Raw genomic sequence first — 12,385 nt, 5'->3', positions numbered from 1 at the left:
GTGCCGGCCATTGGGGCTGCTGCGCAGCCCAGCGGGAGCAAGCTCCCTCGCCACAGGTATCACTCAGCTCGACCATCTGCTGGATCCCCAGGGCAAAACTGTGGGAGCAAGGCTTGCCCGCGATGCAGGCACCTCGGTCCCCGGAAACCGTGTCGCCTTGATCGCGGGCAAGCCTTGCTCCCACAGGGGATGAGTTTCCCTCTCCTTCATCTGTCACATGGCTTGAAGGTGTGTTCGAGGCCTACATCACCCGCCAACCCCCACCCAATGCCTTGTACAACGCCACGCTCGCCTGTACCCGCGCCAGCCTTAACTGCACGTTCATGTCCTGGGCGGCGTACAGCGTGCGTTGGGTTTCCAGCACGGTGAGCAGGTCTTCGGCGCCGGCCTGGTAGCGGCGCTGGGCGATGTCGAAGGCGGTCTGGGCCTGGTGCAGTTCTTCGCTTTGCCATTGCCGTTGCTGGTCCAGGCCATGGATGCCGTTCAGGGCTTTTTCGACGTCGGCGAAGCCGTTGATGATGGCGGCGCGATAGAGCTCCAGCAGTTCTTCCTGGCGGGCGGTGGCTTTGTCCCGTTCGGCACTCAGGCGGCCGTTGTTGAAGATCGGCGCGGCCAGGCCGGCGGTGAGGTTGTAGACGTTGTTGCGCAGCAACTGGTCGGCGATGTCGGCGCCGGTGGCCAGGCTCAGGCCGAGGGTCGCGGTGGGCAGCATGGCGGCGCGGGCCACGGTGATGTCGGCCTGGGCGGCAGCGAGGCGCGCTTCGGCGGCGGCGATGTCCGGGCGGCGGCGCAGCAGTTCGCTGGGCACGCCGGCGTCGATGGCGGGCCAGTGCAGGCGGTCGAAGCTGTCGTCGTCGAGCCGGACCGACTGCACCGGCTGCCCCAGCAGTGTCGCCAGGGTGATCACGGCCTCCCGGGCCTGTTGCTGCACTTGGGGTACGCGGCGTTGCTGGGCCGCCACCAGGCTTTTTTGCTGGGACAGTTCCAGGGCCGTGGCGCTACCGGCGTCGTAGCGGGTCTGGACCAGGTCGAGTACGCGTTGGGCGTTGTCCAGGTTCTGTTCGGCGATGCGCTGTTGTTCGCGCAGGGACAACGCCTGGGTGTAGCTGTTGGCGACGCCGCTGAGCAGGGTCAACTCCACGGTCGCGCGGTCGAACTGGCTGGCCGACAACGTGCTCAGCGCACTGTCCCGGGCCGCCCGCTTGCCACCCCAGAAGTCCAGCTCATAGGTGGCGCTGAGGTTGGCGTCGTAGTAGTCGATGGTGCGGTTGTCCCGGTCGACATCCAGTTGGCTGTAGCCTTTGCCGCGCAACAATTCCTGGCGATTGCCGTTGAGCCCGGCCGTGACCGCTGGCAGCAACGGCGCCCCGGCGATCACCGCGCTGGCCTGGGCCTGGCGCACCCGGGCCATGGCGGCGGCCAGGTCGTGGCTGTCCCGGCGCGCCTGTTCGATCAAGCGGTTCAATGGCGGGCTGCCGAAGTGCGTCCACCATTGCTGGTTATCCGCTTGGGCGCTGGGCGTATCGAGGTGTTGCCAGGCCTGTGGCGGCTGGATGCCGCTGTCCGGTGCCGACGCAGGGGTGGCGCAGGCCGCCAGCAACAGGCTGGCGGCCAGGAGGGTCAGGTGCGCTTTCATAGGGTGGGGTTCATTCACTGGTGAGGGCCGCGACCGGGTCGAGGCGGGCGGCCTTGCGGGCGGGCATGAAGCCGAAGACGACGCCGGTGACCAGGGCGCAGCCGAAGGCGCCGAACGCCGCCAGCCATTCGAAGGCCACGGCGATCTTGCCCAGCAATAAGGCACCGCCCACCAGCAGGGCCAGGCCGATACCGGCGAGCCCGCCGACCACCGAGAGCATCACCGCTTCGGTGAGGAACTGGCGCAGGATGTCGCGTTGCCGGGCGCCGGTGGCCATGCGGATACCGATCTCGCGAGTCCGTTCGCGTACGGTCATGAGCATGATGTTCATCACGCCGATGCCGCCCACCAACAGCGAAATCGCCGCAATGGCCCCGAGCATCAGCGACAGCGTGCCCTGGGTGCGTGCCTCGGCCTGGATCATCGCGGCGTTGTTGGTCAGCTCGAAATCCTGCTTGCCGTCGTGCAGGCGCAACAAGGTGCGGGAGACCGCCTGTTCGGCCTCCTTGACCTTGCCCGCGTCCCGGGCGGCGATCACCACGTATTCGGGATGGCGCGTGCCGAACAACCGCACGCTGGCGGCGGAGTAGGGCACGGCGATGCGATTGTCGGCGTCCGAATCCCCGGAGCTGGCGCCTTTTTCCGCCAGTACGCCGACCACCTGGAACGGCATGTTCTCGATCAGGATGTAGCGGCCGATGGGGTCGGCGACATCCTTGAGCAGTTTCTGCCGGACCTTGTGGCCGATCACCGCCACCGCTGCGGCGCCGCGTTCGTCGGCGTCGCTGAAGTAACTGCCCTCGGCCACCGGCCAATTGAAGATGGCCGGGAAATTCGTGTCGTTGCCGCCAACGTAGCTGGTGTGGTCGAGGTTGCCGAAACGCACGCTGGCTTCGGCACCGTTGACCGGCATGATGCGCTGCACTTCGGGCAGGTCGGCGAGGGCTGCCAGGTCGTATTCGCTGATGATGCCCTTGGCGGCGCGTGGCGTGGGCGCGCTGCCGTTGAGGTAGATGATGTTCGAGCCGAACGCGCCCATCTGGGCCATGACCTGGCGCTTGCTGCCTTCGCCCACGGCCAGCATCACCACCACCGAGGCCACGCCGATGACAATGCCGAGCAGGGTCAGGGCGGTGCGAAAGCGATTGATCCACATCACCCGCCACGCCGCCTGTACCGCGTCCACCAGCTCACCTTTCCAGGCGCCGTTGTGTTCGCTGCCGGCGCTCAGGCGCTGGCGCAGGTCCACGGCTTTCAGGGCCTTGGGATTGGCGTGCACTTCGTGTGACAAAGAGGGGGCGCTGTCGCTGATGATCAGCCCATCGCGGATTTCGATGATGCGCTTGGCCCGGGCCGCCACTTCGCGGTCGTGGGTGATCAGGATCACCACGTGGCCCTGGCTCGCCAGTTCGTCGAGCAACGCCATGACCTCGATGCCGCTCTGGCTGTCGAGGGCGCCGGTGGGTTCGTCGGCGAGGATGATGTGGCCGCCGTTCATCAAGGCCCGGGCAATCGACACCCGCTGCTGCTGGCCACCGGAGAGTTGATGGGGGCGGTTACCGGTGCGACTGGCCAGGCCGAGGCGGTCGAGCAGGGCGCTGGCCCGGGCGTGGCGCTCAGCGGCCGAGGTGCCGGCATAGATGGCCGGCATCTCGACGTTTTCCTGGGCGGTGCCGGAAGGAATCAGGTGATAGCCCTGGAACACGAAGCCGAATGCTTCGCGCCGCAGCCAGGCCAGCTCGTCACTGCCCAGGCCGGCGACGTCTTCGCCGGCGAAACGGTACTCACCGCTGGTGGGGCGGTCCAGGCAGCCGAGGATGTTCATCAGGGTGGATTTACCGGAGCCGGACGCCCCGACAATCGCCAGGAACTCCCCGGCGTGAATGGACAAATCGATGCCGCGCAGCACCTCCACCCGAGGGCTGTCGCCACCGCCGTAGGCCTTGCGAATGTCCCGCAGTTCGATCAGGGGCGTGCTCATTCAGCCTCCGCTGCCGCTGGCGGGGCCGATCAGCACCCGGTCGCCTTCGCTCAGGCCGTCGAGAATCTGCGTGCGCAGCCGATCGCTGACGCCGGTGCGAACGGTGCGTGGCTGGACGTCGCCATTGTCGGCCAGCACCCGCACCTGGTCGGCGTCCCGCAGGGCGGCGATGGGCACGGTCAGCACGTCCTTGGCCTGGGCGGCGACGAAAAACACCTGGGCGGTCATGTCGGTCATCAGCGCGCGGTCGGCGTTGTCGACGTCCAGCAACACGGTGTAGAGCACCACCCGCTCACTGCCGCTGCGGCCTCCGGTGGGGCTGCCGCCCTGGCTGGCCTCCAGCGGGCGTGGCGGTACGGGGAGGATCTGGCGAACGGTGCTGCTCCAGCGACGGCTGCCGCCGGCCAGGGTGGTGAAGTAGGCGGTCATGCCCGGCTTGACGTGGCCGATGTCGGCTTCCGAGACTTCGGCCCAGACCGTCATCGGCGACAGCCGGGCGATGCGCAGGATCAGCGGGGTTTGCTGCTGGGCGTTGAGGGTCTGGCCTTCCCGGGCACCGACGGCGACCACGGTGCCGCTCATCGGCGCATAGATGCGCGTGTAGCCCAGCTCGGCCTCGTCGCTGCGCAGGCTGGCCTGGGCCTGGCGGATCTGGGCCTGGAACATGTCGATGCGCGCCTGGGTCGCCCGCACTTCGGCCTGGGCGGTCTGCACGTCTTCCTCGCGGGTGGCGCCGCCGGCCTTGAGTTGCTGCTGGCGGCGGAATTTCTGCTGCGCCAGGTCGTGCTGGGCACGCTGTTCCTGAAGCTGGGCCTTGAGGTTCTCGATCGAAAAACGCCCGGCGTCGAGCCTGGCTTTTTGCGTGGACGGGTCGATTTCCACCAGCAGTTGGCCTTCGCGTACCTCGTCGCCGGCCTCCACGTGAATCTTCTGGATCTGCCCGGACGCCTGGGCGCCGACGTCGACATAACGCCGCGGTTGCAAGGTGCCCAGGGCGGTGACGCTGTTTTCGATATCGCCACGGGTGACGGGCGCGGTGACCAGGGGCGCGCGGCTGGGCACGACCGCTTGCCACGCGGCGAAGGCCACGGCCGGAAGCAGGGCGAAGGTGAGAAGCCAGGCGCGTCGGGTAGGGCGGGGACGTTTCATGCAGGGTTCCGGCCGGTGATATCGGGCCCGTCCCAGGAAGGGCAGGGACGGGGGGCTGTTCTGGTAAACGAGCGCTTTGGGCGGGAATTTACTGGCTTGAAACACTTGGTAGCAGGTTGGCGAATCAGCCGAAGCGACCCCGAACCCTGTGGCGAGGGAGCAAGCTCGCGCTGGGCTGTGTAGGAGCTGGCGAAGCCTGCGATCTTTTGATCTTTCGCTTGAGACTCAAGTGTCTGGGGAAAGATCGCAGCCTCGCTCCGCTCGTCAGCTCCTACAGGCCCAGCTCGCCACAAAAGCCAGGGCCGACACCTCGTCAACTGAACGAATCAACCCCGATACCAACCACCGCTTTAAATCTATATGAGAATTACTATAAATTACGCGATCGAAGCTGCCATTATCGTGCCATGCCCTTTTCAGGCATGCCGAAGTGGCACAGGGATAGCTGGCGCAGCCATTGCGCACGGGAGTCATGTTGGAAAACTACTATCGCGAGCTGGTGTGTTTCCTGAACGCCAGGCTAGGCAACCGCCAGGCGGCCGAGGATGTGGTGCATGACGCCTATGTGCGGGTGCTGGAGCGTGCCAGCGACACGCCCATCGAACAGCCTCGGGCGTTCCTCTACCGCACGGCGCTGAACCTGGTGATCGACGGGCATCGACGCAACGTCCTGCGCCAGGTCGAATCCCTGGATGTGCTGGACAACGAAGAGCGCTTCTTCACGCCATCGCCCCACACCAGTCTCGACCATGGCCAGCGCCTGGACATGCTGCAGCGCGCCCTGGCCGAGCTGTCGCCGCTGTGCCGCGAGAGTTTTCTGCTGCGCAAGCTCGAAGGCCTGTCCCACCCGCAAATCGCCGAGCGCCTGGGCATTTCCCGGGCACTGGTGGAAAAGCACATCGTCAACGCCATGAAGCACTGCCGCGTTCGCGTGCGTCAGTGGGACGCGCCCTGATTCGAGCGTCGCCGGTCACCCGGCGGTAAATTTTTTTTCACTGTCCTCGTTCCTCTCAACAGACGACTTGCCGGCGCCTTCAGTGCCGGTCAGGTTCCCCAGGCTTTTCGTGCCCTGTTGAGGGGCTTTTCCAGAGGACACTGGACATGACACAGGCAATTGCATCGCCCATCGTTCACGACTTGATCGGCATTGGCTTCGGCCCTTCGAACCTGGCGCTGGCCATCGCGCTGCAGGAGCGGGGGCCGGTCCAGGGTGAACTGGACGTGCTGTTCCTCGACAAGCAGGCCGACTACCGCTGGCACGGCAACACCCTGGTGACCCAGAGCGAGTTGCAGATTTCCTTCCTCAAGGACCTGGTGACCCTGCGCAACCCCACCAGCCCGTATTCGTTCGTCAATTACCTCAAGCACCATGGCCGCCTGGTGGACTTCATCAACCTCGGCACCTTCTACCCGTGCCGCATGGAGTTCAATGATTACCTGCGCTGGGTGGCCGGACACTTCAGCGCACAGAGCCGCTATGGCGAGGAAGTGCTGCGCATCGAACCGGTGCTGCACAACCAGCAGGTCGAGGCGCTGCGGGTGATTTCCCGCGACGGCCAGGGCGAAGAGCTGGTCCGCACCACCCGCTCGCTGGTGGTCAGCGCCGGCGGTACCGCGCGCATTCCCGACGCGTTCAAGGCGTTCAAGGATGACGCACGGGTGTTCCACCATTCCCAGTACCTGGAGCGCATGGCGGGTCAGCCGTGCGTGAAGGGCCAGCCGATGAAGATCGCCATCATCGGCGGTGGGCAGAGCGCGGCCGAGGCCTTCATCGACCTCAACGACAGCTTCCCTTCGGTACAGGTCGACATGATCCTGCGCGGCTCGGCCCTCAAGCCGGCGGACGACAGCCCGTTCGTCAACGAAGTGTTCTCGCCGGAGTTCACCGACCTGGTGTTCCAGCAACCCCACAGCGAGCGCGAGCGCCTGGTCAACGAGTACCACAACACCAACTATTCGGTGGTGGACATCGACCTGATCGAGCGTATCTACGGGATTTTCTATCGCCAGAAAGTTTCTGGCATCGCCCGTCATGCATTCCGCACCCTCACCACGGTGGAGAAGGCCACGGCCACCGCCGCCGGCGTGGAACTGGCGGTGCGCAACAACGCCACCGGCGAGCTGACGGTACGCCGTTATGACGCCGTGGTGCTGGCCACCGGTTACGAGCGGCAGATGCACCGCACCCTGCTGGAGCCGCTGGCGCAGTACCTTGGGGATTTCGAGGTGGATCGCAACTACAAGCTGATTACCGACGAGCGCTGCAAGGCGGCGATCTACATGCAGGGCTTCTGCCAGGCCAGCCATGGCCTGAGCGATACGCTGCTGTCGATCCTGCCGGTGCGTGCCGATGAGATTGCCGGCTCGCTCTATGAGCATGGGAACAATCGCGGACAGGCTCGTCCAGTACGCGACATGCTGTTGGCCGCTGTATAGGCCCTGTAGGAGCGAGTCACCCCCTGTGGGAGCGAGCTTGCTCGCGATGGCGTCAGTTCAGCCAATATTGAAGTGGCTGACACTACGCCATCGCGAGCAAGCTCGCTCCCACAGGCCATAGGTCCTCTCTCTGGTCACTCGCAGGAAATTCTTCAGAAACTTCCTACACTCATGTCATGCGTCTGTTGGACAGGCGCATCGACGGTTCGCTGTTCCCTCGTATTGGCAGTCTGAACCCCCAACCGGTCACCCTGACTGAGGTCGGTGGTGCGCCGGGCCGACCACGCCAAGCGAAACACCCTGACCAGATGATGCTGCTTTTACGCACAGGCCTGGTGGCGCTGTTGCTGGGCTCATTGAGCGTGGCGCTACCGGTAGGCGCGGCCCCTGAGTCGTTGCAGGTGCTCGGGCGCTCCAATGTGGAGGATTATGCGGTGTCCCTGGACGCTGCCGACTGGGCCTGGCTGCGCCAGAAGGGCACGTTGCGGCTGGGGGGCTCGGCGCCGGACTATGCGCCTTTCAGCATCACCGGCAATGGTCGCGACTATGAAGGCCTGACGGCCGACTATGCGCAATTGCTGGGGCAACTCTTGCACGTCACGGTGCAGGTCCAGCGCTATCCGTCCCACGCCGAAGCGCTCCAGGCCCTGCGCGGCGGTGAGATCGACCTGCTCGGCACCGCCAACGGCTTCGAAGCCGCCGATCCGGACCTGGCGATGTCCCAGGCCTATGCCGATGACCTGCCGACCCTCGTGGCCCGCATCGACGACAGCCAGGACTTGCCCCCGGACCTGGCGGGCAAGCGGGTGGCCATGCTGTATCACTATTTGCCGCCGGAGACGGTCAAGGGGTTTTATCCCGAGGCTTCGTTGCAGCTGTTCCCCTCGACCTTGAGTGCCATCGGCGCCGTGGCGTTTGGTCAGGCCGACGTCTACCTGGGGGATTCGATCAGTTCCAACTACCTGATCAGCAAGAATTACCTGAACAATGTGCAACTGGCCGATTTCTCGCGTATGGAAGTGCAGCCGTTCACCTTTGCGGTCAGTCGCGACAACGAGCGCGTGTTGCGCATCGTCAATTCCGCGCTGCACGCCATTCCCGCCAGCGAACGCATGGTCATCCTGCGGCGTTGGAGCGCTGGCGGGGCGAGCATGCCCGGTCAGCAGGCGCTGCATTTCAGCGTCAACGAACAGCGTTGGCTGGACGCCCACCCGCGCATCAAAGTCGCCGCCAATGAAAACTTCCTGCCGCTGACGTTCTTCGACGAGCAAGGCCATTTGCGCGGGATCGGCGCCGATGTGCTGGCGCGGATCAGCTTGCGCACCGGTTTGAAATTCGATGTGCAGCGGGGCGATTCGGTTGACGATTTGATCGGGCAGATCAAGAGCGGCAAGGCCGACGTCCTGGCAACCGCCATCCCCAGCGCCGAACTCGAGGACGAGTTGCGCTTTACCCGACCGTACCTGACGAATCCGTTCGTGTTGGTGGTGCCGGTCAGGGCCAAGGCGCTGACCTTGGACCAGATGGCGGGCAAGCGCGTGGCGCTGGTGCGTGGCAACGTGCTGCGCGAGTTCCTGCTGGAGCAGTTCCCCCGCATGCAGTTGGTGGCGGCGCAGAATGCGGCCGACGCCATGGCCATGGTCGCCGCCGGCACGGCAGATGCTGCGATCAACCCGCTGATCAGCGCACGCTACATGATTTCCCGCCAGTACCGCGACACGCTGCAAGTCACCAGCACCGTGGGCACCTTGCCCGCGCACATCGCCCTGGCGACGAACCGGGGCGCATTGGAGCTTTACTCGATCCTGGACAAGGCGCTGTTGAGTATTTCCCCGGAAGAAATGGACGAGCTGACCAACCGCTGGCGCAGTGAGGTGGTGATCGACGACAGTTATTGGCTGCGCAACCGCACCACGATCCTCCAGGGGTTCGCCGTTGCTGCGCTGCTGTTGCTGGTGGCCTTGGGCTGGAGCATTTATCTGCGGCGGCTGTTGGAACAGTTGCGCGTGGCCAAGGAAAGCGCCGACGAGGCCAATCGGGCCAAGACCACTTTCGTGGCGACCATGAGCCATGAGATCCGCACGCCGATGAATGCGGTGATCGGCCTGCTGGAGCTGGCCCTGAAAAAAGCCGACCAAGGCATCGTCGACCGATTCGCCATCGAAGTCGCGTCGGGTGCGGCCCATGGCATGCTGGACCTGATCGGCGACATCCTCGACATCGCCCGCATCGAGTCGGGCAAGTTGTCGCTGGTGCCGCAGCGGGCCAATCTGCACACGTTGATCGAGTCGGTGGCGCGGATTTTCGAGGGCCTGGCCTGGCAGAAACACCTGCGCTTGCATTGGGTGCTGGATGCCGGGATCGACCGCGACGTGTTGATTGATCCATTGCGTTTCAAGCAGATCGTCTCGAACCTGTTGAGCAACGCCATCAAGTTCACCGACCAGGGTGAAGTGCGCCTGAGTGTGCGCGGCGAGCCGGTCCCTGGGCACGAACGCCTGGGTCTTTGCCTGCGGGTGGAGGACACCGGTTGCGGTATTTCCCCCGAGGATCAGCGCCGCCTGTTCAGCCCCTTTGCCCAGGCCGGCCAGCACCCGCAGTCGGCTCGCAGCGGTTCCGGGTTGGGGTTGGTCATCAGCCGGACGTTGTGCGAAATGATGGGGGGCACCCTGGTGTTGCATAGCGTGCCGGGGGAGGGCACGCAGGTTGAGATTCTGCTGGAGCTGCCCTTGCTCGATGCGCTGCCGGCGGCGCCTGCCGAGGTCGAGGCGCTGCTGCCGGTCCCGGCGCTGAGTATCCTGGTGGTCGACGACTACCCGGCCAACCGCTTGCTGCTGTCCCAGCAATTGGGCTACCTGGGCCATCGCGTCCGGGAGGCGCAGAACGGTGTCGACGGTCTGCAGGCTTGGCGCAGCGAACACTTCGATGTGGTCATCACCGACTGCAACATGCCCTTGATGAGCGGCTACGAACTGGCCCGTACCATTCGCGCCGAAGAGCGCGATCATAGCCTGTCGCCGGTGGTGATCCTGGGGTTCACCGCCAACGCCCAGCCCGAGGAAAAGCAGCGCTGCGCCGAAGCCGGGATGGACGATTGCCTGTTCAAGCCCATCGGCCTCAAGGCACTCAATGCGTGCCTGGCTTCGGTCATGCCGGATGCGCGGGCGCCCCAGTCCGGCGATGGCCTCGACTTGACCGGGCTGGAGCAACTGACCGGTGGCGACACCAGTGCGATCAGGGCGTTGCTGGAGGAACTGGTCAGCAGCAATGCCGCGGATCAAGCGCGACTGCTGGACTTGTCTACCCGACAGGACTTGCCGGGCCTGGCGGACCTGGCGCACCGGATCAAGGGCGGGGCGCGGATCATCCAGGCGCAACGCCTGATCGCCGCCTGCGAGGCGCTGGAAAGCGCTTGTCGAGGGAACGACACGGTGCTGCTCGCCGAGGCCGTGGAAGACCTTCGCCAAGCCATCGAGCACCTGGCGGAACGACTGAAAACCCACCTGGAGGAATAGGCGCTATAGGAGCTGTATGAATTGTATGAACCGTAGGAGCTGACGAGTGCAACGAGGCTGCGATCTTTCCAAAGACCCTTGAATCCCAAGCGAAAGATCAAAAGATCGCAGGCTTCGCCAGCTCCTACAATCCCAAGCGAACGATCAAAGATCGCAGGCTTCGCCAGCGCCTGCAAAGCGCCGAGCGGGATAAATTCCCTCGCCATAGGGGCTGTGTCTGTCCTTATTTTAGGATTAGTCCTACATCGCCCTTCAAACGCTTCCTCTAGCCTGAGCGCCCTGAATGTTCTTGAGCCGGTGCCTACCTGGCGCGTTGCTATTGGAAAGCTTGCCATGCCGAACAAAGCACTTCGTATCCTGATTGCCGACCCACAACAGACCTATCGAATCGTGCTGGAGCGTCTGTTCAACCAACAGGGCTACCACCGGATTGTCCCCGTGAGCCATTTGCAGGAACTGCTCACGCTGGTGGAGTACGGCAGCGAGCCGTTCGACCTGATTGTCGTCAACGGGGCGTTGGCGGACGGGGCGTTGGACCTGCACGATTTTGTGATCTACAACCCGCAGATTCGTCACGGGATGATCTACAACGCGCAACCGGCCAGTCAGTCGCCGGTGCCTGTGGCGCGTCGATCGAACGTGCATCTGAGCCAGGCGCCACTGCCTGATCTCGCGTCACTGCGACGCCTGATGGAACGGGTCGATCCTCCTATCCATGAGCCGTTTCAACCGTGGGTTCGCCCCCTCAGGCAGGGTCATGGACGCTGAACCAGACCGTTGGTCCGCACTGTCAGGTTTGACAGGTGGCAGGGCCTGGCACTTGTGCAAGAGTCCGGTGCGGTCATGGCACCGGTGCCGTTTGTATTGTTTTGGGGAGCTGCCTTGAAAGACGTGTTGATCGTGGATGACCACCCTGTCATTAGAGGGGCGCTGCGGCTCATTTGCCAGAATGAGGCGTTCACCCACATCCGGGACGCCAGCGGCGCGGCCGATGCCCGGGGCATCATCAAGGAGAGTGCGCCAGACCTGGTGATCCTGGATTTGGTGATGAACGGTTTCGATGGCCTGGACCTGCTGGTCTGGATCATGGCCCAGTTTCCTGAATGCAGCGTGCTGGTGTTCACGTCCCAGGATGCGCAGCACTTCTGCAACCGCTGCATCTCGGCCGGGGCCCGGGGCTTTGTGACCAAAAAAAGCGACCTCAAGGAACTGACCAAGGCCATCCAGGCGTTGAAGTCCGGTTATGCCTATTTCCCCCAGATGCCCGTCAGGCTGGATTTCCAGCAACGCAGCGAACAGCAAGCCCTGGAAAGCCTCTCCACCCGCGAACTGTCCATCTTGCGCATGCTGGCCATGGGCATGCGTGGCAAGGACATCGCTGAAAGCCTGTTCCTGAGTCCAAAAACCGTCAGCACCTACAAGAGCCGTCTGTTGGAAAAGCTGGGGCTGCAATCCTTGGTGGGGTTGTCGGAGTTTGCCAAGCGCAATCACCTTTGAATGAGTGACACCCAACCCTGTGGGAGCGAGCTTGCTCGCGATGGCGTTGGCACATCCAACACTTATGCAAGCTGAACCACGGCTCTCGCGAGCAAGCTCGCACAGGTTCTTGATCGTTCTCCAAATGGAACGCTAAGGCCGGCTTTTGCCGTCTAGTGCTTCAAGGGTGTG

Annotated in this window: 8 protein-coding genes; 5 read left to right on the top strand and 3 right to left on the bottom strand. The window is 64.2% G+C overall.

The window, feature by feature from the left end; translation table 11 throughout:
• Positions 1 to 241 precede the first annotated feature (241 nt).
• From J4E53_RS17020 to J4E53_RS17010, 3 genes are read right to left on the bottom strand one after another with little or no spacing between them, the layout of a single operon-like run.
• Positions 242 to 1,636: an efflux transporter outer membrane subunit gene (locus J4E53_RS17020; RefSeq protein WP_103309306.1), complete on the bottom strand. Its 1,395-nt coding sequence runs from the start codon at positions 1,634 to 1,636 to the stop codon at positions 242 to 244.
• Between the two features lie 10 nt (positions 1,637 to 1,646).
• The gene (locus J4E53_RS17015; RefSeq protein ID WP_103309304.1) at positions 1,647 to 3,617 is read right to left on the bottom strand and encodes a MacB family efflux pump subunit; all 1,971 of its coding nucleotides are present in this window, start codon (positions 3,615 to 3,617) and stop codon (positions 1,647 to 1,649) included.
• Positions 3,618 to 4,766 (bottom strand): efflux RND transporter periplasmic adaptor subunit, encoded by a 1,149-nt coding sequence (locus J4E53_RS17010; RefSeq protein WP_103309302.1) that lies wholly within the window; start codon positions 4,764 to 4,766, stop codon positions 3,618 to 3,620.
• Between the two features lie 472 nt (positions 4,767 to 5,238).
• Here J4E53_RS17010 and J4E53_RS17005 point away from each other — a divergent pair, with 472 nt between their 5' ends.
• The 5 genes from J4E53_RS17005 (at position 5,239) to J4E53_RS16985 (ending at position 12,214) form a co-directional block, all read left to right on the top strand.
• A complete protein-coding gene (locus J4E53_RS17005) occupies positions 5,239 to 5,721 on the top strand; it encodes a sigma-70 family RNA polymerase sigma factor (protein ID WP_060741407.1) in 483 nt (160 codons plus the stop codon).
• Between the two features lie 146 nt (positions 5,722 to 5,867).
• Positions 5,868 to 7,202, top strand: coding sequence for a lysine N(6)-hydroxylase/L-ornithine N(5)-oxygenase family protein (locus J4E53_RS17000; protein WP_060741408.1), 1,335 nt, complete (start codon positions 5,868 to 5,870; stop codon positions 7,200 to 7,202).
• Between the two features lie 308 nt (positions 7,203 to 7,510).
• Positions 7,511 to 10,717, top strand: coding sequence for a transporter substrate-binding domain-containing protein (locus tag J4E53_RS16995; protein ID WP_103310194.1), 3,207 nt, complete (start codon positions 7,511 to 7,513; stop codon positions 10,715 to 10,717).
• 333 nt (positions 10,718 to 11,050) lie between these two features.
• Positions 11,051 to 11,485, top strand: a complete 435-nt coding sequence (locus tag J4E53_RS16990; RefSeq protein WP_103310183.1) for a chemotaxis protein CheY — start codon at positions 11,051 to 11,053, stop codon at positions 11,483 to 11,485.
• 114 nt (positions 11,486 to 11,599) lie between these two features.
• Positions 11,600 to 12,214, top strand: coding sequence for a response regulator transcription factor (locus J4E53_RS16985; protein ID WP_060743165.1), 615 nt, complete (start codon positions 11,600 to 11,602; stop codon positions 12,212 to 12,214).
• Positions 12,215 to 12,385: the final 171 nt, after the last annotated feature.

The organism is Pseudomonas sp. FW305-28 (assembly GCF_017351395.1).
Lineage (GTDB): Bacteria > Pseudomonadota > Gammaproteobacteria > Pseudomonadales > Pseudomonadaceae > Aquipseudomonas > Aquipseudomonas fluorescens_AA.
This window is presented reverse-complemented; position numbering and strand designations above follow the sequence as displayed.

Bases quoted from the DNA above. Each gene is read 5' to 3' on its own strand.
- J4E53_RS16990 (WP_103310183.1), top strand. From the start codon at position 11,051: ATGCCGAACAAAGCACTTCGTATCCTGATTGCCGACCCACAACAGACC.
- J4E53_RS17015 (WP_103309304.1), bottom strand. From the start codon at position 3,617: ATGAGCACGCCCCTGATCGAACTGCGGGACATTCGCAAGGCCTACGGC.
- J4E53_RS17010 (WP_103309302.1), bottom strand. From the start codon at position 4,766: ATGAAACGTCCCCGCCCTACCCGACGCGCCTGGCTTCTCACCTTCGCC.
- J4E53_RS17005 (WP_060741407.1), top strand. From the start codon at position 5,239: ATGTTGGAAAACTACTATCGCGAGCTGGTGTGTTTCCTGAACGCCAGG.
- J4E53_RS17000 (WP_060741408.1), top strand. From the start codon at position 5,868: ATGACACAGGCAATTGCATCGCCCATCGTTCACGACTTGATCGGCATT.
- J4E53_RS16995 (WP_103310194.1), top strand. From the start codon at position 7,511: ATGATGCTGCTTTTACGCACAGGCCTGGTGGCGCTGTTGCTGGGCTCA.
- J4E53_RS17020 (WP_103309306.1), bottom strand. From the start codon at position 1,636: ATGAAAGCGCACCTGACCCTCCTGGCCGCCAGCCTGTTGCTGGCGGCC.